The 24,954-nt window shown below is 72.0% G+C and carries 20 protein-coding genes; 10 read left to right on the forward strand and 10 right to left on the reverse strand.

What is annotated here, in order from left to right:
• The first annotated feature begins 228 nt into the window (after positions 1–228).
• Together AB0J71_RS33825 and AB0J71_RS33830 are read left to right on the forward strand one after the other, a co-directional pair.
• Positions 229–915 (forward strand): hypothetical protein, encoded by a 687-nt coding sequence (locus AB0J71_RS33825; protein ID WP_352327116.1) that lies wholly within the window; start codon positions 229–231, stop codon positions 913–915.
• Positions 916–1,113: 198 nt separating this feature from the next.
• Positions 1,114–2,379 (forward strand): valine--pyruvate transaminase, encoded by a 1,266-nt coding sequence (locus AB0J71_RS33830; RefSeq protein WP_352327115.1) that lies wholly within the window; start codon positions 1,114–1,116, stop codon positions 2,377–2,379.
• Between the two features lie 72 nt (positions 2,380–2,451).
• Here the strand turns inward: AB0J71_RS33830 and bla are convergent, their stop codons facing one another.
• The gene (gene bla / locus AB0J71_RS33835; RefSeq protein WP_352327114.1) at positions 2,452–3,423 is read right to left on the reverse strand and encodes a class A beta-lactamase; all 972 of its coding nucleotides are present in this window, start codon (positions 3,421–3,423) and stop codon (positions 2,452–2,454) included.
• Positions 3,424–3,673: 250 nt separating this feature from the next.
• Here bla and AB0J71_RS33840 point away from each other — a divergent pair, with 250 nt between their 5' ends.
• Both AB0J71_RS33840 and AB0J71_RS33845 read left to right on the forward strand, forming a co-directional pair.
• Complete coding sequence (locus AB0J71_RS33840; protein ID WP_364417953.1) at positions 3,674–4,717, forward strand: DUF5937 family protein; 1,044 nt, start codon at positions 3,674–3,676, stop codon at positions 4,715–4,717.
• 91 nt (positions 4,718–4,808) lie between these two features.
• Positions 4,809–5,339, forward strand: a complete 531-nt coding sequence (locus AB0J71_RS33845) for a hypothetical protein (protein WP_364417955.1) — start codon at positions 4,809–4,811, stop codon at positions 5,337–5,339.
• 39 nt (positions 5,340–5,378) lie between these two features.
• Here the strand turns inward: AB0J71_RS33845 and AB0J71_RS33850 are convergent, their stop codons facing one another.
• On the reverse strand, positions 5,379–5,996 hold the full coding sequence (locus AB0J71_RS33850) for a hypothetical protein (protein WP_352327111.1): 618 nt from the start codon (positions 5,994–5,996) through the stop codon (positions 5,379–5,381).
• Positions 5,984–6,565 (reverse strand): RNA polymerase sigma factor, encoded by a 582-nt coding sequence (locus AB0J71_RS33855; protein WP_364417957.1) that lies wholly within the window; start codon positions 6,563–6,565, stop codon positions 5,984–5,986. Before AB0J71_RS33855 ends, AB0J71_RS33850 begins: the two co-directional genes overlap by 13 nt.
• 200 nt (positions 6,566–6,765) lie before the next feature.
• On the opposite strand from AB0J71_RS33855, the gene AB0J71_RS33860 reads away from it, so the two are divergent.
• Complete coding sequence (locus AB0J71_RS33860) at positions 6,766–8,265, forward strand: S41 family peptidase (protein WP_364417959.1); 1,500 nt, start codon at positions 6,766–6,768, stop codon at positions 8,263–8,265.
• Here AB0J71_RS33860 and AB0J71_RS33865 read toward each other — a convergent pair whose 3' ends face one another.
• On the reverse strand, positions 8,266–8,937 hold the full coding sequence (locus AB0J71_RS33865; protein ID WP_364417962.1) for a DUF4386 domain-containing protein: 672 nt from the start codon (positions 8,935–8,937) through the stop codon (positions 8,266–8,268).
• Positions 8,938–8,965: 28 nt separating this feature from the next.
• Positions 8,966–9,340, reverse strand: coding sequence for a nitroreductase family deazaflavin-dependent oxidoreductase (locus AB0J71_RS33870; RefSeq protein ID WP_352327107.1), 375 nt, complete (start codon positions 9,338–9,340; stop codon positions 8,966–8,968).
• 121 nt (positions 9,341–9,461) lie between these two features.
• On the opposite strand from AB0J71_RS33870, the gene AB0J71_RS33875 reads away from it, so the two are divergent.
• Positions 9,462–10,130, forward strand: coding sequence for a TetR/AcrR family transcriptional regulator (locus AB0J71_RS33875; RefSeq protein ID WP_364417964.1), 669 nt, complete (start codon positions 9,462–9,464; stop codon positions 10,128–10,130).
• A 102-nt stretch (positions 10,131–10,232) separates the two neighbouring features.
• Here AB0J71_RS33875 and AB0J71_RS33880 read toward each other — a convergent pair whose 3' ends face one another.
• Genes AB0J71_RS33880 through AB0J71_RS33895 form a run of 4 tightly spaced genes read right to left on the reverse strand, consistent with a single transcriptional unit; the run spans position 10,233 to position 17,738 of the window.
• Positions 10,233–11,126, reverse strand: a complete 894-nt coding sequence (locus tag AB0J71_RS33880) for a hypothetical protein (RefSeq protein WP_364417966.1) — start codon at positions 11,124–11,126, stop codon at positions 10,233–10,235.
• Positions 11,123–15,394, reverse strand: coding sequence for an NEW3 domain-containing protein (locus AB0J71_RS33885; protein ID WP_364417968.1), 4,272 nt, complete (start codon positions 15,392–15,394; stop codon positions 11,123–11,125). Before AB0J71_RS33885 ends, AB0J71_RS33880 begins: the two co-directional genes overlap by 4 nt.
• A gap of 45 nt (positions 15,395–15,439) precedes the next feature.
• Entirely contained in the window at positions 15,440–16,660 is a 1,221-nt protein-coding gene (locus AB0J71_RS33890) for a glycosyl hydrolase (RefSeq protein ID WP_364417970.1), read from the reverse strand.
• Positions 16,661–16,706: 46 nt separating this feature from the next.
• Complete coding sequence (locus AB0J71_RS33895; protein WP_352325018.1) at positions 16,707–17,738, reverse strand: LacI family DNA-binding transcriptional regulator; 1,032 nt, start codon at positions 17,736–17,738, stop codon at positions 16,707–16,709.
• Between the two features lie 98 nt (positions 17,739–17,836).
• Here AB0J71_RS33895 and AB0J71_RS33900 point away from each other — a divergent pair, with 98 nt between their 5' ends.
• From AB0J71_RS33900 to AB0J71_RS33915, 4 genes are read left to right on the forward strand one after another with little or no spacing between them, the layout of a single operon-like run.
• On the forward strand, positions 17,837–19,117 hold the full coding sequence (locus AB0J71_RS33900) for a sugar ABC transporter substrate-binding protein (protein ID WP_352325017.1): 1,281 nt from the start codon (positions 17,837–17,839) through the stop codon (positions 19,115–19,117).
• On the forward strand, positions 19,114–20,013 hold the full coding sequence (locus AB0J71_RS33905; RefSeq protein ID WP_352325015.1) for a sugar ABC transporter permease: 900 nt from the start codon (positions 19,114–19,116) through the stop codon (positions 20,011–20,013). The genes AB0J71_RS33900 and AB0J71_RS33905 overlap by 4 nt, the downstream gene beginning before the upstream one ends.
• 1 nt (position 20,014) lies before the next feature.
• Positions 20,015–20,932: a carbohydrate ABC transporter permease gene (locus tag AB0J71_RS33910; RefSeq protein WP_352325014.1), complete on the forward strand. Its 918-nt coding sequence runs from the start codon at positions 20,015–20,017 to the stop codon at positions 20,930–20,932.
• A 30-nt stretch (positions 20,933–20,962) separates the two neighbouring features.
• Positions 20,963–23,959, forward strand: coding sequence for a glycoside hydrolase family 38 C-terminal domain-containing protein (locus AB0J71_RS33915; protein WP_364417972.1), 2,997 nt, complete (start codon positions 20,963–20,965; stop codon positions 23,957–23,959).
• A gap of 64 nt (positions 23,960–24,023) precedes the next feature.
• Here AB0J71_RS33915 and AB0J71_RS33920 read toward each other — a convergent pair whose 3' ends face one another.
• On the reverse strand, positions 24,024–24,926 hold the full coding sequence (locus AB0J71_RS33920; RefSeq protein WP_352325011.1) for an endo-beta-N-acetylglucosaminidase H: 903 nt from the start codon (positions 24,924–24,926) through the stop codon (positions 24,024–24,026).
• Positions 24,927–24,954: the final 28 nt, after the last annotated feature.

Raw genomic sequence — 24,954 nt, forward strand, 5'->3', positions numbered from 1 at the left:
TGGTCAGGTGGTCGCGTGAGCGTCTGCTCGCGTGATCGTGCCGGCTTGTTCGTCCGATCGCTGCTCGCGGGGATTTCGCGGGCCGGGCGCCGCCCCTACCCCGCCCTCCAGGGAGGCACACGGCGACCGCCGCGCACGTCAGAGCCCTGTCACAGCACGATCAGCCGCACGTCAGGACGGGTTGGCAGGAGGGAGGCGGACGCACGTCCCATCGACGAGGGGAGAACCATGTACACCGACTTCGAGCCGACCCCGCTGGCCGGCCAGGCCGTACGGCGGCTGCGGCAGCTGCGGGACGACGACCCCGTGCCCAACCGGTTCCTCGACCGCATGGACGCCGGGACGCTCACGATGGACCACGTCAGGCAGCTCGTGGGCGTGACCCACAAGTGCCACCCCGCCGAGATCACGGCGTTCGCCACGATGATCGCCCGCGACCCGCACCCGCTCGCGGTCGAGTTCTTCGACGGCATGCTCGGCCTGATCCACCGTGCCCGGCCCAAGCTGGCCAAGGTGATGGCCGCCCTGGACCTCGACGAGGAACGCCTGCACCGCTGGCCGGCCGACCCCGCCGCCTACCAGGTGGCCGGGACGTGGGGCTGGATCGGCTTCCTCGGCACCCAGGCCGACGCCGCGCTCGCCCTGTACTGGGACATGGTCCGCTACTTCCCCGACAGCGATGAGATGCTCGCCCGCCTGCCCAAGACCGGCCTCGACGTGCCGGAGGAGTTCGTCGTCTACTACGGCGGCGGGCAGTCCGACGAGCTCGAACGTCAGGCGCTGGCGGTGGCCGAGCACGGCCTGCGGCGCGGGCAGAGCGCGGACGACGCCGTGTTCGCCGCCCGCCTGATGGAGGAGAGCATCGGCCAGTACTGGGCCGCCGCGGCCGCCGACCCGCGCGAGCCCCGGCCCTGATCCCGGCGATCCCTTCTCGGAGGCGCGGCTCCCCGCCACCTGCGTCTTCGTGCGCGACGCCCGGCGGTGCGCTCGGCCCGTGCCGGCGGGCGTCGTCCCCGTCTTGTGCGGGGGCGGCGAATGCGGTGGACTCGCTTGATCACGACAAACCGCGGGTGTGTGCCGGCGGCGGGCCAGATCCGAGAGGGACACGCAACAATGAAGTTATCGCGGAGCGGCCAGAAGATGTCTGACATGTCGGGCCTGCGGAGCATCATGGAGGACGTCGCGACCTCCACCGCCTCGGGCGCGTCCGACTGGCTGAACCTGAGCATCGGCAACCCCGCCCAGATCAAAGAGGTCATCGACGCCTGGAGGGACCTGACCGCGACCGTCGTGGCCGAGGACTTCGCCGCGACCAGCAGCCGCTACGGGCCCTCACGCGGCATGCCCACCCTGGTCGAGGAGATCGTCACCTCCTTCAACGCCCGCTACGGCTGGGGCATCACGGCCGACAACGTCGTGGTGGGGCCGGGCAGCCAGATGCTCTTCTTCATCGCCACCGCGCTGTTCTCCGGCCAGACCGCCGACGGCTCGTTCCAGCGCGTGGTCCTGCCCATGACCCCCGACTACGCCGGCTACCTGGGCCTGTCCACGGACCCCGACGGCGTGACCGGCATCGCCCCCGCGACCGAGCTGATCGGCGACAGGTCCTTCCGCTACGCCTTCGACTTCGAGGCGGTGGAACGATGCCCTGAGATCGGCATGCTCCTGCTGTCCAGCCCCAGCAACCCGACCGGCCGCAGCATCGACGGCGACGAGCTCGCCCGGCTGATCGACCTGGCCCGGCGCCGTGACGTGCCGCTGATCGTCGACCACGCCTACGGCGCCCCCTTCCCCCGCGTCGCCGCCTCCCGGGTCGCCCCGCAGTGGGACGACCACCTGATCAACTGCTTCACCCTGTCCAAGGCGGGCATGCCCGCCGAACGCGTCGGATTCGCGATCGGGCCGTCCCGGTACATCCGCGCGATGGTGTCGTTCATGGCCAACTCCGTCCTGCACGCTCCGCAGCTCATGCAACGGGTGGCGGCCAGGGCGCTGTCCTCGGGGCTGCTGGACCGGCTCGCCTCCACGGTGATCAACCCGTTCTACCGGGCCCGCCGCCTGTACGCCGAGCGCCTGCTGGCCGACCTCCTGCCCGAGTCCGTCGCCTGGCGGCTGCACGCCGGAGAGGGCGGCATGTTCTGCTGGTTGTGGATCGATCACGACTGGTTCGACGACATGGCCCTGTACCAGCTGATGAAGACCAAGAAGGTCTTCGTCGTCCCGGGCCGCCACTTCTTCGCGCCCCCGGCGTCGGCCGCCACGGCGGAGCCCCATGCCAGGCGGTGCTTCCGGATCAGCCTCACCGCCGACGAACACGTGATCGCCGAGGGCGTCGGAAGGATCGCGGAGGGCCTCCTGGAGCTGCGCCGCGGCTCCTGAAGGCCCGCGCCGCCCGGGACCTGCCGCCCCTCACGAGCCCAGGCCCGGCGCGGCCCCGCCACCAGGACGCCGCTACCTGGCGAGGCCGAGCCCTCGGACCAGGACGGTGGCCGCCTTGGCGATCACGCTGTTGTCCATGGTCGCGTTCGGGTCGGTGCGATTGGTGTAGATCGCGATGATCACCGGCGCGCCGGAGGGCGGCCAGGCGACGGCGATGTCGTTGGCCGGAGCGTACGCGCCGGTGCCGCCGCCGGTCTTGTCGCCGACGATCCAGTCCCGCGGAACCCCGGCCCGGATGCGCTCGGCGCCGGTGACGCTGGCCCGCAGCCAGTCGTTCAGCCGCTGCCGGTCCTCGGGCACGAGCGCGTCGCCCACGCTGAGCTGCTGGAGGTTGCGGGCCATGAACGCGGGCTTGACGGTGTCGCGCTTCTCGCCCGGCTTCCAGTCGTTGAGTTCCGGCTCCCAGCGGTCGAGCCGCCCGACCGGGTCGCCGAGCGAGCGGTAGTAGCGGGTCAGCCCGGCGGGTCCGCCGATCTGCTTGAGGAGCACGTTCGCCGCGGTGTTGTCGCTGGCGGTGACGGCCGCGTGGCACAGCCGGTCCGCGGTCATGCCGTTCCTGACGTTCTCCGGCCGTCCGCTGATCGGCGAGTTCACGACCACGTCCTCGGCCGTCCAGTGCAGCGTGCGGTCCAGCAGGCCGGGGTCGGTCGTGCGGGCCTTGTCCAGGATGGCGCCGCACAGGATGGCCTTGAAGGTGGAGGCGCCGGCGAATCGTTCGCCGCCCCGGTAGGAGAGGGTCCTCCCGGTGCCGGTGTCGATCGCGTAGGCCCCGATGCGTCCCTGGTAGGAGTGCTCCAGCGCGCGCAGTTGCTTCCTGACGCCGGCCGTGCCGCTCTCCGGCCGCGCGGCGGCGAGGGCGGACGCCGAGCGCGCGTCGGCCCCCGCCGAGCCCGCCAGGCCCACGACGGCCGCCATCGCCGTCGAGGTCGCCAGCACGGAGGCGCCGAGCCTGGTACGCAGCCCTCCGTGACGAACGTCTCTCATCCCGACTCCCCGATCTCGATCCGGACCTTCCCGAGCGCGACCAGAAGACCAGAGGCCGCAGCGGGATGTCCAATAGCGATATGAGACCCCGAACCATAAGGATCCGGATATTCACCCAGGTGTCAAAGGTCTCCCAGCGCGACGCTGCCCGCGTCCGGGTCCGGCGCGATCGGTGGTCGAGGCGGTACGGCGTCGGTGACCGGGCGCCCGTGTGCGCCGGCCCTGCGCTGCGGGTGATGGGATCGGTTCCATGCCCACAGTGATCACCGGCCTCGACCGGTGCATGCAGGCGGGGTCCCTGCTCCCCGCGGTGTCGGCGATGACCGAGTTCGGCTCGGCGCTGCACGTCCTGCGCGACCCCGGTCACCACGGCCTGCAGGACTGGGCGGCGAAGACCCTCGCGGCGATGAGCCCTGGCCTGGCGGCCTGGACCCGCTCGTGGTGGTGGACGGCGCAGGCCATCAGAGCGACGCCGTTCGTCACCCCCGAGCCCCCGGCGGAGAGCTTCGACGACCGGCTCGAACAACTGCGTGCCATGCCCGCCCAGGAGCTGGCAGGACAGCTGCTGCGGCCGATCGCCCCCTCGGGCGACCGGCAGGTCGCGCTCCAGTGGTCACGCGCGCGAGATCCGGCGGTGGCGGCCCGCGTCGAAGCGCTCGTCAGGCACCCGCAGGACGCTGCCGCCGATTTCCTGTCGTTCCTGCGTCGCAGCCGCCAGGAGTGGTTCGAGGCCGAATGGACCCGGATCCGGCCGGTGCTGGCCGGGCGGGCGCGACGCTTCGCCGACCTGGCGGCCCGGCAAGGGCCAGGGCCCGCGCTCGCCGCTCTCGACCCCGCCATGGAGCTCGCCCCCGGCGGGGTGGCCGTACGCATCGCCAAGATCCAGGCCGCCCGTCATGACGTGTCCCGGCGCGGGCTGGTCGTCGCGCCCAGCACCTTCATCCGCCCCCACCTGTACGTGGCCGACGTCATCGGCCGGCCACTCCTTCTCCTGCACCCCGTCGACGCCGGACTTCCCGTGCCCTCCGCCGCCGTGGTGCGGCGACGGCTGGAGGCCCTCGCCCACCAGGGCCGCCTGGAGGTCGCCCGGGCGATCGCCACCGAACCGCGAACGGCCGGCGAGATCGCGATGTTGTGGAACGTGGACCCGACGCAGGTGAACCGGCACCTGCGCGCCCTGGCCGCGGCGGGACTGGCCACCACGGCCCGTCAGGGGCGGTTCGTGCGGTACCGGCTCGCCGCCGACGTCCTGGAGGAGCTCGGCAGGGACGTGCTGTCGCTGCTGCTGCGCTGAGCACGATTGATCGCATTCGTCAGTCCGCTGGCCGGACGGCCACGGTGGGTGCTGAAGTCCCTCCCAACCACTTCATCGAGGGAGAACCACCGTGACGATCCTGTCTCCGGAAGAGGCGGCCGGCCGCCTGCGCGCCGATCGGGACATCCTCCTCGCCCGCGTCACCGGGCTCACCGAGCAGCAGCTCGACGCCGACCACCTGGTGGATTCGGGCCCGCTCGGCGACTTCTGCCGCTCCTTGCACGACCTCATCGCGCACGTCCTGATGTGGGACGAGATCAACCTGGCGGTGCTGACGGAAGCCGCCGCGGGCCGGCCGCACTGGAGCCTCGATCCACGCTGGGAGGACCCCGCCGTCGGGCAGGCGCTGAACGTCGGCGGCGTCGAGGCGGGCCGGCACCTCCCCGCCTCACTGCTCCTGCACCGGTTCGGGGCCGTGCACGACGCGATCCTGACGGACCTGAGCCGGTACGACACGCAGTCCTGGGACGCGCCCGGCCTCGGAGCCGTGGTGCAGAGGGCGTGGACCGTGCCCGGCAACCCCGCGTACTGGCACGCCGCCGTCCACCTCCGCCGGCTGCCGTCCACCCCACCTGCCGCCGGCCACCGGCCGCGAGGATGAAGCCTGCCCGGGGGCGAGGCCCAGTCCCGTCAGTTTTCGTCACCGAGCGTCCGCGACGGGCGTGCACGGCTGCACGGGGGTGCCCGCCTGGGCCAGCCAGGCGCCGAGCTGCCAGGGCACCTGCGGGTTCCCGTTGTCGCGGAACTCCACCACGAGCGTCTCGCCCGGTCTGATGTACTGCGGGAAGATCTGGAGCGTCCGGACGGACTTCACCCGGGTGGCCCTGTACGATCGCGACTCCTCCACCAGCGAACGCAGCTCGCTCGGGTGCGAAGCCGGTTCCCCGCCGTAGGCGCGGTCGACGCCGGTGAATCGCGGGCCCGCGCACCGCGTGGCCGGAGCCAGGAAGGTCACGTCGGCCTTGACGCCGACCGCATCGAGCTTGGCCTCCAGGCCGGCGGGATCGCGCAGCTCGTTGACGGTGACCTCGACCGTGCCGTCCGGGCCTCTGGTCACCGCGTGGGCGGCGGGCCCGGTTCCGCCGACCAACGGTGTGACGGTGATCGCCGCCGCGACTCCGGCCGCGACCAGCAGGCGAGGGCCGGTGACGACGCGTCGCCGGGGCTGCATCCCGCGGAGCAGTCGCTGCCGTGCGCCGGCGAGTTCGTCCGGGGTGGCGGGGGGAACGGTCTGCCACATGGCCTTCAGGGCGTCCATCGGCGTTCTCCTTGTCTGCTCAGGGCTTGACGGATCTGAAGACGGGCCCGGTTGAGTCGCGAGGCGACGGTTCCCGGCGGGACGGCCAGCGCGTCGGCCACCTCCTGGTAGCTCAGTTCGGCCCAGGCGACGAGCAGCAGCACGTCGCGATCGGCCGGTGCGAGCTCCATCAGGGCCAGCGCCAGCGGGCGGTTGACGGCCAGCGTGTTGACCTCGTCCTCGACCCGGGAGCCGGACAGCTCCGCCGGATGCACGCCGCTGCGCACGTAGGCGCGGTAGAGGCTCATCTCGGTACGCCGCCTCCGGCCGATCAGGTTGGAGGCGATGCCGTACAGCCATGGCCGGGCGTCGGGGCGACTCCGGTCGTAGCCGCCGCGGTGCTGGAAGGCGGCCAGGAAGGTGTCGGCCACGACGTCCTCCGCCTCGCTGGGGCCCAACCGTCTGGTCACGTAACGGTGCAGGAGCGGCGCGTGCCGGTCGAACAACGTGGCGAAGATCTCGGGCTCGTCGAGCGATCTCTCGATGAGGAGCGCGTCGTCGACCTCGACTGCTTCGCGAGGGATTGTCATGCATACCGACCTTTCCTGGCGTATGCGGTCACCTGTACTTACCGCGCCGGCCCGAAATCCTTCACGGGAGAACGCGGTCAGTACGGGCGCGAAGTCGTTCGCCGAAGAGCCGGCCCACCGCCGTCGGACGCCTGCGCCGAAGAGCCGGCCCACCGCCGTCGGACGCCTGCGCCGAAGCACGCTGCCTAGCGTCGGATCCCATGACCGACAACAGCGATCTCGACAGCACCATGACCGACAACAGCGATCTCGACAGCAGAAAAAAGGGGCGCGGACGGACGGCCCGGCGGCTGGCCGCCGTACTGGCCGCGCTGGGCGTCGCCGTGGCGGGGCAGGTCGCCGCACCGCCCGCGGACGCCGCCGCCGGACGGCAGCCGCTGGACGGCCTCTGGCGGGCCGACGGGTACGGCACCGTCTTCGACATCGGCCAGGGGCGGCTCACCACCTACGACACGACGGCGATCAGCTGCCTGCGCGGGGTGCTCTCGGCGGAACATACGGCGCGGACGCGCGACTCGGCGTCCTTCACGGCCCGGGAAGGCGCCCGGCGGATCGTCGTCGAGACGCGGGGGGCCGGCCGGGCGCGGCTACGGTACCCGGGCAGCGTCGGCGCCATCGACCTGCGCAGGCTGCCCCGCCTGCCCCGGGCCTGCGCCATCCCCACGCCCGCTGATCAGGTGAAGGTGTTCGACGTCTTCTGGACGACCTTCGCCGAGAACTACCCGTTCTTCGCCACCAAGGGCGTCGACTGGCGAGCCGTACGGGACCGGTACCGGTCCAGGATCGGTCCGGGCAGCGGGGACGAGGAGCTGTTCGCCGTACTGCGCGACGTGCTCAAGGAGCTCGGGGACGCGCACACCGCGCTCATCGCGGGCGGCAGGCAGTTCGCCAGACCGTTGCGTCCGGGCACCAGGCAACTGGACGGGGTGCCGGCCTTCGTGGCCTTCACCGAACGCGTCCGGGAGTTCGTCGAGCGGAACGACACCCGCAAACCCCTGCAACAGTGGGGACGAGCCGTGATCGGGTACGCCGACCTCCCGGGCGGCCTGGGCTACCTGCGGCTGGGCGCGTTCGACGGCTACGCCGACGGCGGCTTCGAGCCCAACGCGGCCGAGCAGGACCGGGCGCTCGACGAGATCTTCACCGTGTCCCGCACGTCGGGGCCCGGCCGGCTGCGCGGTCTCATCCTCGACGTCCGCGTCAATCTGGGCGGCTACGACGCACTCGGCCTGCGGCTGGCCTCCAGGCTCACCGGCAGGCCGTACCAGGCGTACGCCAAGCAGGCCCGCAACACCCCGGGCGATCCGCCCGGGTTCACCCGTCCTCAGCCGGTGCCGGTACGGCCGGCGGCCGGACCGCTGTACACGGGCCCCATCGCGATGCTCACCAGCAGCCTGACCATCAGCGCGGGCGAGACGTTCACCCAGGCCATGACGGGACGGACGCCCCGGCCCGAGCGGATCGGGGAGAACACCCAGGGGGCCTTCTCCGACTTCCTGTGGCGGCGGCTGCCCAACGGGTGGAGCTTCGCGCTGCCCAACGAGCGTTTCCTGACCCGCGACGGGACCTCCTTCGACGTCACGGGCATCCCGCCGCACCTGTCCGTCCCCGGCGTCCTCAGCGACGAGGAACTGAACGGCGGCCACGACGCCGCCTTCGCGAAGGCCCTGTCCTACCTGACGAGCCGGCGGCGGCGGTAGCTACGGGTTCTTCGTGACGAAGCCTCTCGTCATCAGCCACACGGCGAAGACGAAGCTCTGCAGGGCCAGTGGCGCGTTCATGGCCAGATAGAGCGGCGTGACCACGTCGATCACGCGAAGCAGCACGAGGAGACTCGCCGACACGGCTGCCGCGATCGCCAGGAGTCCCCACCCGGACAACCATCGAGGGATCGATCTCGACCGCCACAGAATGCGGAACAACAGGAGATCTCCAAGGCTCAGCGAGATGATCAATGCGACGTGATTGACCAGATCGCGCGCCGTCCGCAGTAATTCTCCTGCGGCCTTGATGCCGGGTGCGGCGGCAGCGTCGGCCTGGGTGAGCTCCTGGCCCAGGACGAGGAACAAGGGCAGGATGATGACGCCGACGAAGTGGAACGTCGCCGCGATCAGCCTGAACCCGAGGAAACCCAGGCTGAGTGCTTCGTTCTGCGCCCGCACCATCGGATACAGCAACAGCGCGAACCCGACATAGGCGGGGATCATGATGGACTGAGCGACTGCGCCGAGGAGGACCTGGCCCTCGTGTGCGGAGACGAGAGCGAGACGGCGTGGTTCATCGACAGCGGGAACGACGCTCAGCGCGCCGGCGATCATGCCAAGGATGACCAGCGTGCCGGCAATTGCGGTTGCCCGCCTGTTCGTGTGCACGATTCTTGTCCCGAGATCGTCGTGGCGGTCAGCCGGTGAGCAGGTCCATGCGCAGGAACTCGGTGATGCGGAGCAGCTTCGGTGGGCGTGCCACTTTCTCGGGGAGGGCCTGGAACGCCTCGTCCTCCCCGACAAGGCGGGGGGCGGTGAGTTCCACCTCCCTCCCGCCGACGCGGAGCCGCGCGTTCCCCGCCGCCAGGACGTTCTGCACCCAGTCCGAACGCGATCCATAAACCAGCACGAACAGGTAACCGCCGTCGACGGGATGCGCGTCGAGCGGCGTGCGGTACGTGGCGCCGGAAACGCGGCCGACGTGAATCAGCACCGGCCATTTGCCGCCGGTTATCGCGCGGGGGTTGAACACCTTCTTGTTCACGTGCCCCCACCACTTCGGCATCGGCATGGAAATCTCCTTCTGCGAGCTCCGTCAAGCGCCAGGACAGCCTTACGGTCGTAAGGCCGCTTACGGGTGTAAGGTTGGCTTACGCTCGTAAGGCTGTCAACCCGTCCTCACCGGAGCCGTCATGCCGTCGCAACCGCTCAGCAGAGTCCTCGTCCTGGAAGCCGCGATCCGGGTCGCGGACCGGGGCGGCGCGGAGGCGATCACGATGCGCCGGGTGGCCCAGGAACTGGGCGTGGAGGCCATGTCGCTCTACCACCACGTGCCCAACAAGGACGCGATCCTCGACGGCGTGGTCGACATGGTGTTCGCGGCGATCGAGTTGCCGGGTGCCGGATGTGACGATTGGCGCGATGCGATCCGTACGCGAGCCGTCTCCGCCCGCACGGTGTTGTCGCGGCACAGCTGGGCCCTCGGCCTGATGGACTCCCGCCGCGATCCGGGGCCGGCGACGCTGCGCCACCACGACGCCGTCCTGGGCGTCCTGCGGGAGGCGGGGTTCACGCTGCCGATGGCCGCGCACGCCGTGTCGCTGATCGACAGCTACGTCTCGGGGTTCGTCCTGCAGGAGGCGAACCTGCCGATGGCGACGCCTGACGATGTCGAGGACGTGGCCGGTGACATCCTCCGGCAGTTGCCGGAGAAGGAGTTGCCGTACCTCGCCGAGATGATCCGCGACCACGCCCTGCGGCCGGGCTACGACCACACCAGCGAGTTCGGCTACGGCCTGGACCTGATCCTGGACGCCCTCGAAGCGCGCCGCAGCGCCCAAGGCTCCGGGAAACTGGGCTGAGCTTCTCGGTACGGGCGGCGAGCACGTGAACGGCCGGCCGGGTCGCGGGGTGCCGCCGCCTGGTCGAGGGCGAGGGATGTGAACGGGCCGGGTCCGGTTGGGTCAGTGGCGGTGGTGGTTGTCGGGTTGTGCGGGGTCGCCGGGGTGTTCGAGGCCCGGCACCAGTCGCAGCCGGTGGGCGCGGGCGTGGTCGAGCCAGCGTACGAACGCCACCCTGCGCGCGGAGTCGAGAAGGCCGTCGGCGGGTGCGTCCCGGTCCGGGGCGGGGTCGTGACAGGCGACGAGGGTGGCGGTCCAAGGGCCGGCGGTCACCGTCCGGCCCGGTGCGGCGGCGGCCAGGGCCTCGGCCAGGGCGACGGGCAGCGAACCCGGTTCGGCGTCGAACTCGCCGTCCGGGGTGCGTAGCCGCCATGTCGGTCCGGCGGGCGGTCGCGCGGTGGCCTCCCGGTACCCGGCTACCTCAGACGCCGAGACGGTGACGCCGGCGGTGACGGCCTCGTAGACGGCCCGGACGGCGGCGCTGCCCTCGTAGGCCGCCGCAACGATCGACCCCAACTCAACAGCCGCCCGCTGATCGAGCCGTACCGCAGGGGCGTTGGCGGGCTGGCCGGGCCGTGCCGCGAGCGCGTCGGTGGGGGACCGGTCGGGGCGGGGTGGTGGGGGCTTGTCCAGGGGCAGTCCGCGGGCTGTGGCCTCGGCGGCGCACAGGTGCTCGGTCAGCACCACCTGGGCCACCCAGCGCGTGAGCTGCCGGTCCTCGGCCGTGCCCGGTGCCGGAAGCGCCGCGGACCTCGGGCCGGCCCGCAGGGCTGCGAGCCGCCGGTCCAGCTCGAAGCGGGGGAGCGGGCAGCCGTCGAGCCACCCGAGCACCGGCCCCACACCGGCCGCCACCGGCTCGCCGGTGACGGGCGCATGGGCGAAGTCCGGATGGCCGGCCTCATGCGCGGAGGTCTCAGAATCGCACCGGGGATGGTCGGGGCGGGGGGAGCGGGTCACGGGGTCACCAGCAGTTCGACGGTCGGCGCGTACTGGCAGCGGCCGAACCACATGACCTTGCCCAGGGCCCATGCGGAGCCGGAGGCGGCGTCGCGGGGTGCCGACACCTCGAACTCGGCGACCGTGCGCTCGCCGGCCGCCAGGACGAACCCGCGGACCGGGGCGGCGATCAGGTCCCACGTGCCCCAGGGCGAGACGACCTGCAGCTCGCCCCGGATCTCGCCGTTCGTGCGGTTGTGCAGCGCCAGCCCCAGCACGGCCCGCCCGCCGGGGGCGACGCGCACCGATGGCGTGGTCACCTCCACCGACAGCCCGGTGTCGCGGCCGGGACGGTCCTTGCTGCCCTGCGCGGCCACCCACTCCTCCGGGATCTCACCGGGCACGGGCAGCACGCCGGGCAGGTCGCCGACGGCGACGGTGACCACGTCCTCGACGGTCTGGCCGTCGTGCCGGATCCGGGCGGCGACGAAGTACAGGCCGGGCCCGACGCCCGGGGGAGGGGTCACCGTGACCGGGAACCGTACGTGCCCGCCCGCCGCCAGCCGGTACGGGCGCCGCGTCACACCGGCCGTCCAGCCCTCGGGGACGAGGATCTCCACGGCTCCTTCCACGTCGGCGTCGAGCAGGTGCGAGGAGAGCACCACCGTCAGCTCGGCGGGCTCGCCCCCGGTCCGCACCAGGCCCGGCGACGCCGTGACGCTCACCGGCAGGTAGCCCATCGGCGCCGGCCCCCGGTTGTGCAGCCAGTACCGCGCATGCACCGGCTGAGCCACCTCGGCCACCGGCCCCAGCACCGCACCGCCGCGCGGCGACCCACCCGCAGGCCCGAGCACCGCACCGCCGCGGGCCGAGCCTTTCGGCGGCAGGACGGGTCCGGTCGGCAGGGAGGGCAGGCCGATCACGGTGGCGACCTCGGCGCCGGTCAGCGCGACAGCCCCCTGGACGGGTCCGCGCCGCCGTTCGAGCAGGTCGGCGCGGTGCGTCTCGCGGAGGGTGAGCACACCGGAGAGGACGGCGTCGCGGCCGAGCCCGGTGGACTCCATCAGCCGCACGGTCACCCCCGCGGCCGGGTCCGCCGCGGCGGCCGACCCGTGCGCGGTCGGGTTGCCGGTCGGCTTGAGGGTGCCGACCAGCACCTCGCGGGCGGGCTCGACCTTCAGGTACGACCGGGTCGGCGGCAGCGGGCCCCCGTGCGGCTCGGCGATCACGGCGTACAGCGGATGGTTGAACTCCTGCCCCCGGGCGGGCAGCGTCAGCGTGCGCCAGTCGCCCTCGCCGGAGACCAGCGCGTAACGGAACTCGTGGGTCCAGTGCATGAGCTGGAAGCCCGCTCCGTCGGGCAGCGTACGGCGGGGCGGGTCGATCCACACCCCGGACGGCCACCCGGTGCACGAGCGCATCAGCGACAGGTGCAGCGTGCCGGCCGGATCGACGGCGAACCCCGGCAGGCCGTAGGTGAGCAGCGCGACGGTGTGGCCGGTGAGCAGCTCGGACTCCGGGACCTCGCCGGGGCAGGCGGAGCTCACGCGGGCGTCGGCGAGGTCGGCGGTCAGTGCGGCGGGATCGGTGGTGACCAGGGCGGGCAGCGCCCGCAGGTCACGCAGGTCCGCGTTGGGCCGCCAGACCTCGCGCAGCGGCCGGGCGGCGGGCACCCAGACGCGCCCGTCCCGCTCCAGGACCTCGGCATAGGCAGGGCCCGCGCGTTCCAGCAGCTCGCGCACCGCGTCGTTCTCCCGCGGGCCGCCGACCATGACGCGGAAGTCGGGCAGGTTGGAGTCGACGTCGAGCCAGCCGTACCTGGACCAGTCCGCCCCGGCCGTGGTCGCGGTGACCCCGGCCCTGACCAGCGCCACCAGCAGGTCGCGCACGCCGGCGGCGTCGTCCGGGCCGGGCACGACCACCTCCGCCACGCCGAGCGCCCGCTCGCCCAGCGGCCGGCCGTCCGGGCCGGCGAGGGCGACGCGGGCGGTGGAGCCCAGGCCGAACCAGGTGTTGGCGGGGTTGTCGAGGGTCCACGGCGCCTCGGCGGCGTCCACGTCGGGCAGGGCGAACCCGCGTCCGACCACGGCCCCGGCCACCTCGCTCACCGGCAGCGCGCCGGGCAGATCGGCGGGGAAGCTGAGCCGCAGCAGCCGGTCCGCGCCGCGGTAGTCCAGGACGCGGGTGGTCAGGTCCACGTGGTCCACGCCGTCCCAGAGGGTGACGGTCTGCTCGTAGCCGATGCCGTCCACCGTGCCGGTGATCACCAGGCGCTCGCCGAGCGGGCAGGTCTCGCGCCGCACCTCGGCCGCGCCCTGCGCCGCGCCGACGACCGGGCCCTTGGGCACCAGGTGCCAGGGGCCCTCGCCGAAGTCGGGATGGGCGGGGTACTCCTCGTAGACCCGCAGCTCGTTGCCGACGCAGCCGGGCCGGAGCAGCTCGCGCCCCGCCTTCTTGTCCAGGACGGCCGACAGGCAGCCGCCGCGGCCGGGGTCGGCGGTGACGCGGTAACGGGCGTTCTCGACGGTCACGCCGGGCGCGGAGATCCATGCGGCCGCCGCACCGGGCCGGGACGATCCCGGCAGGAGACGCCAGGTGCGCCACCCGGTGGCGGGCACGTCCTCGGCCAGGAAACGCAGGGTCCCCCGGTCCACGACGCACGGCACGTCCACGCCGGCGTCGTCGAGCACCCGTCCGCCGTCGAGCCCGGCGGGCAGCCGTACGGCCACCGGCGCCGACCGGTCGAACGACAACGTGTTCGCGACGACGACCGCGACGCCTTCGCCGCCGGTGTCCACGCGCGCGACGAGCGAGGCGAGCGACACGTCGCGCACCGCGCCGGCCAGGTCGTACGCCTCGCGCCAGCCGGACAACAGGTCCAGGTAGACCTGGTCGGACTCGCTGCCGGTGATCGCGTCGTGGTGTGCCCCGTAGGCCAGCTGCCGCCACACCTTGTCCAGCGCGGCCTCGGGGTAGGTCCCGAGCCCTTCGAGCGCGGCCAGGGTGGCCAGCTTCTCCGCGTCCACGGCGGCCACCTCGCCCGCCCGCTGCGCCTGCTTGGTGTCGATGTAGGAGACGTCCTTGCCGGTGTAGACCGGGTTCATGTCGCGGGTCTGCGGGCTGGGACGGCGTCCGGTGGCCGCCAGCTCGGCCCGGACCGCGTCGAGGAAGTCGCGCGGGGTGGCGCAGACGAAGCGCGGCCAGACGTAGCGGGCGTTCCAGGAACGGTGGATCTCGGTGACCCACTTGTTGGGCGGGGTGTAGTCGGTGCCCACGGGCAGCAGCAGGTTCCGCGTCGCCCCGACCGGCTTGAGCTTGCGGTACAGCTCGTACACGGCGTGCTCGGCGCTCGCCAGGTCGGCGGCGGAGTCCATCCACCAGCCGGCCGAGTAGTGGTGCGGCATGAAGTGCGTCAGCACGCCGAGCCCCGACGGGGCGATCCACTCGAACTCGCTCGGGAACTGCATCACCCGGGCGTCGTCCTTGGCCTCGCCGAAGTTCTTCTGGATCGGCCCCCACTGGTGGAAGGGCCCGCGCGCCCACGCGCTGCCGGTCAGCCCCGCCGCGGCGAGGTATCCGGGGAACTGCGGGTCGTGCCCGAACGCGTCGAGCTGCCACGCCGTCGCCGGGTCCCCGCCGAGGATGTCGCGCTGGTAGCCGATGCCGTACACGATGTTCCTGATCGTGACCTCGGCGCCGGTGAGGTTGGTGTTGGGCTCGTTGTACGTCCCCCCGACCAGCTCGACCTGCCCGCGCTCCATCAGCAGCCGCAGGTCGGCCCGGCGCTCGGGACGGACGTCGAAGTACGGCTTGAGATAGTCGATCTCGGCCAGCACGAACTTGTAGACGGGGTCGCGCAGCGCCAGGTCCAGGTGCGCCTCCACCAGCGCGAACCCGTTGCGCTCCCACAGCGGGCGGGTGGTGGCGTCCCCGGACAGCAGCTCCCACGGCGAGGTGTAGGCCGCCTGCGTGTTCCACCACACCGGGTCGTAGTGGAAGTGGGAGACCAGGAACATCGTCCAGCCGGGCTCGGCCACGACCACCACGGCCTCGGCCCGCGCGCCGCCCGCCGTCACCACGACCGGCAGCTCGGCCCCCGGGACCGGGTCGGCGATCTCCAGCGGGACCTCGACCTCGCCCGCGCCCTCCGCCTCCCCGGACACGCCCGGGCCGGTGACGGCGACCCGGGCCGGCGGGCCGTCGAGCGTCACGCGCAGCAGCTGGCGCGGGGCGTCCTCGGTGCCCGTGAACAGGTCCGTGGACTCCACGGAGACGATGGCGACTGACACGGTCTTCCCTTCAGGAAATCGATGATCACGCGGTCGGCCCGCCGTTCACTCCGGGGTGAGGACGGTGCCGATGCGCCGGGTCGCGAGGTGGGCGGGGTCGTCGGCGCGGTCGCCGGCGACGATGGCCACGGGCCCGGCCTGGCGCAGCCGGACCCATGCGGCGTGGAAGGCGCTGCCCGGCGCGACCTCGGCCCGGCGTCCGGGCTCGGTCCGCAGGTCCACGTCGCACCGCAGGGCCGGACGGCTCGCCTCGGCACGGCCGCGGCGCTCGCCGATGATTGCGGCGAGCTCCTTGGCCGCCGGCTTGGGACGGTGGTCCACGGTGAACAGGCCCAGCTCGTACTCCCGCTCGGGGAAGTCGGAGAGGGAACGGTCCAGGTCGTGGGAGCACCACCAGGTGACACCCCACAGGGCGGGGTTGACGGTCACCGCGTCGAGCGTGCGGCGGACGAACTCGGCGGTCGCGGCCTCGGGCACGTCCGGCCTGGGCACCCCGATCTCCTGCAGCCAGACGGGCCTGGCCGGGTCGAGCGAGGTGGCCGCGGCCAGCTCGACCAGGTAGTCGGCGTGCGAGACGGTGGCCGGGCCGAGCGGGCCGTCGATCGCGGAGACGCCGTTGAACACCCAGGAGTGCACCGTGGTCAGGTCGCCCAGGTCCACGTTGTCGGCGGGGTGGAAGGGGTGCTTCGGGTCGTACCAGGTGGCGTCGTACAGGGAGTGGAGGGCGAGCAGGCCGGGCGCGGCCGCACGCACGACGTCGATCAGCTCGGCGGCCCACGCCGTGGACGCCTCTGGGGTGGTGGCGTTGCTGGGGTAGAGGTTGTTGACCTCGTTGCCGAGCGTGACGGCGAACACGTTGCCGCGGGTGGCGACGGCGCGGGCGAGCCGGTCGGCGTAGGCGGCGATGGCGTCGCGCGCGCCGCGGTCGGTGAACAGGCTGCGCCGGTGCCAGGTGAGCACCCAGGAGGGCAGGAAGTCGAAGCTGGACAGGTGCCCCTGGAGCAGGTCCACGGCGACGGACAGGCCGAACTCGGCCGCGACGTCGATCACCGCCAGCAGGTCCGCCACGCCGCGCTGCCGGACCAGCCCCGGGTTGGGCTGGATCCACGGCCAGATCGGGAACACGCGCACGTGGTCCAGGCCGATCGAGGCCAGGTCCTCGAAGTCGCGGCGGACCGCGTCGAGCGACAGGTCGAGCCAGCTGTGGAACCAGCCGGCGGAGGGCACGTAGTTGGCGCCGTGGCGAAGGGGGTCGAGCAGGGGCACGCGTCCTCCGGGGGTCGTACGATCTCCCGGCGGAGCCTAAAGCGATTTAGTCGCCCTGCCAAGCCCCCGGAGCCGCCGTGCTCTCCCGGACCGTCAGCCGGGGGGTCTCGGTCTTGACGTCCTTGCGCTGTTCAGGGTCGGCGATGACCTCCAGCATCACCTCGGCCAGCCGCTTGCCGAAGGCGAAGGTGTCGCGGGAGAGCGCGGTGATCGCGGGGTGGGTGATCCGCGTGAGCACCGAGTCGTCGAAGGCCACGATGGACAGGTCGTCGGGCACCTTCACCCCCATCTCGCCGGCCACCCCCAGCCCGGCCAGGGCCATCACGTCGCTGTCGTAGACGATGGCGGTGGGCCGGCGGGGCCGCGACAGCAGCGCGCGCGTCGCGGCGGCGCCCTCGGAGTCGCTGAAGTCGGTGTGCACCGACACCGCCTCCTCCAGGGCCAGCCGCCCCGCCCGGTCGCGCAGCGCGCGGGCGCGCCGCTGGGTGTGCCGGAACGCCGGCAGGCCCGCGACGTGCGCGATCCTGCGGTGACCGAGCGCGGCCAGGTAGTCCACGATCGACAACATGGCCTCCCGGTCGTCGGCCCAGACGCTCGACAACGACCCGTGCCGGCCCGGCCCGCCCAGGACGACGGCGGGCACGCCCAGCTCCTCCAGCACCGCGATGCGCGGGTCGCGGACCATGAGGTCCACCATGACGAAGCCGTCGACCCGGTGGGCGGAGGTCCACTCGCGGTAGATCTCCATCTCGGCCTCGGCGTCCTCCACGATCAGCAGTTGCAGCGCGACGGCCTGGGCCGACAGCCCCGACTGCAGGCCGGACAGTAACTGGGCGAAGAACGGCTCCACGCCGAGTGCGCTGGCGGGGCGGGCGATGACCAGGCCCACCGCCTCCGCGCGCGCCCCGCCCAGGGCCCGGGCGGCGCTGTGCGGACGCCAGTTCATCTCCTTGGCGACCTGCAGGATTCGCGCGCGGGTGGCCTCTCCGACCCCCGGGCGGCCGTTGAGCGCGAAGGACACCGCGCCCTTGGAAACCCCGACCCGCTCGGCGATGTCGGTGATCGTCGGTCGGCGCACCACTGCTCCTTCACGAATTCGTCTCAGCTATTGACACACGAGTCTAGCCAGGTGAATAGTCCCGCAACTAGAGCGATTTAGTAACCAAGGAGAGCGCCATGCGTAGGTACTGGACGGGCCCGGCGGTGGCAGCCGTCATGGTCGTCTCGGGCTGCGGCCTCGGCGGGTCCGCCGAGCCGGGAGCCGCCGCCCCGACCGCGGCGGCCACGGGAGAGGTGAAGGGCACTGTCAGCCTCCAGACGTGGGCCCTGAAGCCCAAGTTCACGGCGTACGTCGAGGGCGTCATCGCCGCCTTCGAGAAGAAGTACCCCGGCACGAAGGTCGAATGGCTCGACCAGCCGGCGGACGCCTACTCCGAGAAGGTACTGAACCAGGCCGCCTCCGGAACACTCCCCGACGTCACCAACCTGCCCCCGGACTTCGCCAGGCCCCTGGTCCAGCAGGGCATGCTGCTCGACGTCGCCGCCGCCGACCCCAAGCTCGCCGACGAGTACGTCGCGGGCGGCATCGACGCCTACACCTTCCGCGGCTACCCCGGCACCTACGGTTACCCCTGGTACCTCAACACCGACGTCAACTACTGGAACTCCGAGTTGATGAAGAAGAACGGACTCGACGCGGCCAAGCCGCCGACGACGTTCGACGAGCTGGTCGAGCAGGCCAGGACGTACAAGGAGAAGTCCGGCGGCAAGACCTACCTGATGAGCCGCCGCCCCGAGCTGGGCGACCTGGCGCAGGCGGGCGTGAAACTGCTGTCCGACGACGGCAAGAGCTTCGTCTTCAACACCCCCGAGGCCGTCGCGGTGATCGAGAAGTACCGGGCCGCCTTCAAGGAGGGCTTACTGCCGCGCGACGTGCTGACCGACACCTACGCGGGCAACGCCAAGCTGTTCAACGAGGGCACCGTGGCCTGGACGACGGCCGGCGCCAACCACATCATCGCCGTCAAGACCGACAACCCCTCGCTCGCGCCCAAGGTCGTGCCCTCGACCGCGATGGGCACCCCGCCGCTGTACGTGCAGGGCCTGTCGGTGTCGAAGAAGAGCAAGAACCCGGCCGCGGCGATCGCGCTGGCCCGCTGGGTGACCAGCGCCGAGAACCAGGCGGCGTTCGCGCACGAGGTCAGCGTCTTCCCCAGCACCAAGGCCTCGGCCGGCGACCCGTTCTTCACCCGGAGCGACGGCACCAACGCCGGCGACGCCAAGGTCATCGCCTTCAAGTCGCTGGCCAGCGCCAAGGTGCTGCAGCCGGTCGAGGTGACCGAGGCGATGAGCAAGTTCATCCGCCAGCAGATCGCCCTCGCGCTCAACGGCGAGGTCTCCGCCAAGGAGGCGCTGGACGCCGCGGTCGCCAAGTGCAACGAGCTGCTCAACCAGTGATCACCCCCGCGATCCCCGCACAGGGCGCCCTCCGCCGCCGGCTCACCCCCTGGCTGCTGGTGGCGCCCGCCGCGTTGTGGCTGCTCGTCTTCAACGTCTGGCCCTCGCTGAACACGCTGGTGCTGGCCTTCACCAACGCCAAGCCGCTCAGCGGCGGGCACTTCACCGGGCTGGCCAACTTCGGCCGCATGCTCGACGACGACCAGCTGGGCGACGCGCTGCTCAACAGCGTCGTGTTCATGCTGGTCTGCCTGCCGGTGCTCACCCTGCTGCCGCTGCTGCTGGCGATCCTGGTGGAGAAGAAGATCCCCGGCATCACGTTCTTCCGCACCGCCTTCTACACGCCGGTCGTCGCCTCCGCCGTCGTGGTCGCGCTGATCTGGAGCTGGCTGCTGAGCGACCGGGGCCTGATCAACGGGCTCATGCAGGCGATGGGCGTGCTGCAGGGGCCGCTGCCGTTCCTGACCGACCGGTGGCTGCTGGTCCTCAGCGCCATCACCCTGACGGTGTGGAAGGGGCTGGGCTACTACATGATCATCTACCTGTCGGCGCTCGGGAACGTGCGGCGCGAACTGCACGAGGCCGCGGCCGTGGACGGGGCGGGGGCCGTGCGCCGGTTCTGGAGCGTGACGGTGCCCGGCGTGCGCAACACGATGTTGCTGGTGTCGGTGCTGGTCTCGGTGTCGGCCCTGCGCGTGTTCTCCGAGCTGTTCGTGCTGTCCAACGGCACCGGCGGTCCGGGCGGGCGGGCGATGTCGCTGGTCATGCTGATCCAGATGTACAGCCGCGGCTTCTACGGCCACTTCGGCTACGCCTCGGCGCTGAGCATCCTGCTCTTCGTCATCACGATCGGCCCGATGCTCCTGCTGACCCGGCTCAACAGGAAGGCGGACTGACATGGCCGCTATGAAGGCGAGCCCGCGACCCGCCGCCGCGGTGGCCCGCCCGGGGCGGCACGGCGGCCGCCGCCGGGGCCGGGGCGGGTTCGGCGCCACCAGGCCGGGGGAGCTGGTCCTGCGGTACGCGCTGCTGCTGCTCGTCCTGGCGATCACCATCCTGCCGTTCCTGTGGCAGTTGTCCACCTCGCTGAAGGGCCCGTTCGAGGACGTCTTCGCACAGACCCCCAGCTTCGTCCCGCACCAGCCGACGCTGGAGAACTACGCGCGCGTCGCGGACACCATCCCCGTGTGGACGTACGCGCTCAACTCGGTGATCGTGGCGGTCATCGTGGTGGGCGGCAACGCGGTCGGCGCGACGCTGGCCGGGTTCGCGCTGGCCAGGCTGGAGTTCCGGGGCGCCAAGCTGCTCCTGGTGCTGTTCCTGTCCACGCTCGTGCTGCCGGGCGAGGTGACGATCGTCTCCCAGTACGTCACCGTGCGCGGCATGGGCCTGGCCGACACGCTGCTCGGCGTGGCGCTGCCCGGCGCGATCGGCATGCTGAACGTGCTGCTGATGCGCACCGCCTTCCAGGCCATCCCCAAGGAGATGGACGAGGCGGCGGTCATCGACGGGGCGACCCCCTGGCAGCGGCTCGTCCGGCTCGGGCTGCCGAACGTGCGCGGCATGCTGAGCGTGATCACGATCTTCGCGTTCATCGGCGCATGGGACGACTTCCTGTGGCCGCTCATCGTGCTCAACGACCCGAAGAACTTCACGCTGACCGTCGGACTGCAGTACCTCAACGGCACGTTCAGCGCCAACCCCCGTCTCATCGCCGCTGGGACAATGATCTCCTTCCTGCCCATCGTGCTCCTGTTCGCCTCGCTGCAGCGCTTCTTCTTCCGGGGCGTCGCCGAGGGCGCGATCAAGGGCTGAGCCGGTTCCGAGAACGAGGAGTCTCTCTCCATGCATGACGACCGCACCCTGGTCGAAGCCCGCCTCAAGCGCGTGCTGGACGAACGTCTGCGCCCGGCCGTCTATCCCGAGTCCGTGCCGATGGACGTGCGCGTCTGGACCGCGCCGGGCGAGCCCGTACCCGTCGCCGAAGGGCTGGCGGCCCCGACCGAGCCGATCGCGGTCGGCGCGGCCTGGGGCGCGCCGTGGGCGACGAGCTGGTTCACGGTGACCGGCACCGTCCCGCCCGCCTGGGCGGGCCGGACCGTCGAGGCGGTGCTCGACCTCGGCTTCGACGAGAACATGCCCGGCTTCCAGTGCGAGGGCCTGGTCTACCTGCCCGACGGCACGCCCGTGAAGGGGCTCAACCCGCGTAACCAGTGGGTGCGCGTCGGCGCGCCGGTGGCCGGCGGCGAGCAGGTCGAGCTGCGGATCGAGGCGGCCTCCAACCCGGTCGTGCTGGACTACAAGCCGTTCGTGCCCACGTTGCTCGGCGACAAGGAGACGGCGGGCAGCGAGCCGCAGTACCGGCTGGCGCGCATGGACCTGGCCGTGTTCGACGAGACGGTGTGGAACCTGATCCTCGACCTGGAGGTGGCCGGGGAGCTGATGCACGAGCTGCCCGCCGACAGCGGCCGCCGCGCGGAGCTCACCCGGGCCATCGACCGCGCCCTGGACGCGATCGACCTCCAGGACGTCAACGCCACCGCCGGGGCGGCCCGCGCCGAGCTGGCCGGCGTGCTGTCCGCGCCCGCCGTGCCCTCGGCGCACCGGATCAGCGCGGTCGGGCACGCCCACATCGACTCGGCCTGGCTCTGGCCGCTGCGCGAGACCGTCCGCAAGGTCGCCCGTACGGCCTCCAACATGACGGCGCTGCTGGCCGACGAGCCGGAGTTCGTGTTCGCGATGTCGCAGGCCCAGCAGTGGGCGTGGATCAAGGAGCACCGGCCCGAGGTGTGGGCCAAGGTGACCAAGGCCGTGGCGGCCGGGCGGTTCGTCCCGACCGGCGGCATGTGGGTGGAGTCCGACACGAACATGCCCGGCTCCGAGGCCATGGCCCGCCAGTTCGTGCACGGCAAACGCTTCTTCATCGACGAGTTCGGCGTCGACAACGAGGAGGTGTGGCTGCCCGACACGTTCGGGTTCGCGGCCGGGCTGCCGCAGATCATCAAGGCGGCGGGCTCGAAGCGGCTGCTCACGCAGAAGATCTCGTGGAGCCGGACGAACACGTTCCCGCACCACACGTTCCTGTGGGAGGGCATCGACGGGACGCGGGTGTTCACGCACTTCCCGCCGGTCGACACCTACAACTGCTCGATGAACGGCCGGGAGATCGCGCACGCGGCCCGCAACTTCAAGGACAAAGGCGTCGCCCGGCACTCGCTGGCCCCCACCGGCTGGGGCGACGGCGGCGGCGGCACCACCCGCGAGATGGTGGCCAAGGCCGCCCGGCTGCGCGACCTGGAGGGCTCGGCCACCGTCACCTGGGAGACCCCCGCCGCCTTCTTCGCCAAGGCCGAGGCCGAGTACCCCGACCCGCCGGTCTGGGTGGGCGAGCTCTACCTGGAGCTGCACCGCGCCACGCTGACCAGCCAGGCCAAGACCAAGCAGGGCAACCGGCGCAGCGAGTCGCTGTTGCGCGAGGCCGAGCTGTGGGCCGCCACGGCCGCCGTACGGGCCGGCGCGCCCTACCCGTACGAGCAGCTCGACCGCATCTGGAAGACGGTGCTGCTGCACCAGTTCCACGACATCCTGCCCGGCTCGTCGATCGCCTGGGTGCACCGCGAGGCCAGGGCCACCTACGCGGCGCTGGCCGAGGAGCTGACCGGCCTGATCGACGACGCCCAGCGGGCCCTGGCCGGAGAGGGCCCCCACGAGCTGGTCTTCAACGCGGCCCCGCACGCCCGCAACGGCGTGCCGGCCGGCGGCGCGGCCCCGGCCGTACCGGGGGCCCCGACGAGCAGGGAACCCCGCGAGGGCGGCGGCTTCGTGCTGCACAACGGCCTGCTCCGGGTCGAGGTGGACGGCCGCGGCCTGATCGTCTCCGCCTACGACCTGCGGGCCCGGCGCGAGAGCCTGCCCCCCGGCCAGGCCGCCAACCTGCTCCAGCTGCACCAGGACTTCCCCAACATGTGGGACGCCTGGGACGTGGACGAGTTCTACCGCAACACCGTCGCCGACCTCACCGCCGCCGACGAGGTGACGGCCGGCGAGCGGCCCGGCTCGGTCCGCGTCACCCGCTCGTTCGGCGGGTCGTCCGTCACGCAGGTGATCTCGCTGGACGGGCGGCGGGTCGACATCGCCACCGAGGTCGACTGGCACGAGACGGAGAAGTTCCTCAAACTGGCCTTCCCCCTCGACGTGCGCGCCGAGCGCTACGCCTCCGAGAGCCAGTACGGCCACGCCTACCGCGCCACCCACACCAACACGAGCTGGGAGGCGGCCAAGTTCGAGGCGTGCAACCACAAGTTCGTGCACCTGGAGGAGCCCGGCTGGGGCGTGGCCGTGGTCAACGACTCCACCTACGGCCACGACGTGACCCGGACCGTGCGCGCGGACGGCGGCACCACCACGACCCTGCGGGTGTCGCTGCTGCGCGCCCCCCGCTTCCCCGACCCCGAGACCGACCAGGGCAGGCACACCTTCCGGCACGCGCTGCTGCCCGGCGCGACGATCGGCGACGCGGTGCGCGAGGGCTGGTTCCTCAACCTGCCCGAGCGGGTGCTGTCCGGCGCCGCCGAGGTAGAACCGCTGGTCACGGTGGACGACGACGCGGTCGTGATCACCGCCGTCAAGCTGGCCGACGACGGCAGCGGCGACGTCGTGGTGCGCTTCCACGAGTCGCGCGGCGGCCGGGCGGCGGCCACGCTCACGGCCGGCTTCCCCGTCACCTCGGTGACCGTGACCGACCTGCTGGAGCGCCCGCTGGCCGAGCCCGAGCGGCCCGGCCGGTCGATCCCGGTGACGTTGCGGCCGTTCGAGCTGGTCACCCTGCGGCTCGGCCGCTGACCGCACGTTCCCGGTGAGGGGCGCCCGTCCCGGGCGCCCCTCACGTGCGTTCAGGGCGGAGGCGTCAGGGGGTGTAGACGGCGGAGCTGCCGTACAGCTTGCTGGTGAAGGCCGAGATGTAGGAGGCGGTGTTCGCCGAGGTGAGGTTGTAGGTGAGGAAGACGCCGTACCCCTCGCTGACCGTACGGCGGGCCAGGGAGGCGGCGGTGGACGAGCTGGTGCCGGTGAACGACACGGCGGCCGGCGACAGGCGGGACCTGGAGGTCGGGCCGTTCGGCACGGACCAGGTGCCGTACCAGGGGTTCCAGGCGTAGTCGAAGGTGTTGTTGATGCTGACGCCGTTGTAGGACAGGCGGTCGGCGGCCGGGCCGATGTCGTACAGCGTGATGAGCTTGTTCGGCAGCTTCTGGCGCAGGGCCTGGACCAGGTAGACGAAGGAGAAGTCGTTCGGCTGGCCGGTGCCGTTCCTGCCGTACTCGACGTACTCGTCGTCGAAGTCGATGCCGTCGAGCCCGTACGTCGTCACCACGTCGGCCAGTTCCTGGGCGAACGCGTCGGCGGCCTGCCGGGACGGGAAGTTCGCGAAGCCGGCGCCCTGGTGGTTGCCGAGGATCGACAGCAGGACCTTGATGCCCTTCTGCTGCAGCGGGCGGACCTCGGTCGCCACGTTGTCGAGCACCCGCTGCACGTTCTCGTTGCAGTGGAGGTAGGCCTTGGTGCCGTCGTAGTTGATGTTGGCGGCGAAGATGACCGCGATGTCGAACACCTGCGCGCCGCCTCGGGCGAGCGTGTACTTCGCGACGTTGGTCATGCTCTCGCTGTTGACCTCGATGTAGACCACCGAGAGCGGGCCGGTCTTGGCGGCCGCGCGGCGCTCGGCGTGTGCCGCGGTGGGTAACGCGGCACCTGCGGCGGTCGCGGCCAGCGCTGCCAGCAGGGTCCTTCTGCGCATGAGCGGTGAACTCACGATCGACTCCTCAGGGCATGGGGGATGG

Origin of the sequence: Nonomuraea sp. NPDC049637 (assembly GCF_040675235.1) — a bacterium.
Taxonomy (GTDB): Bacteria; Actinomycetota; Actinomycetes; order Streptosporangiales; family Streptosporangiaceae; genus Nonomuraea.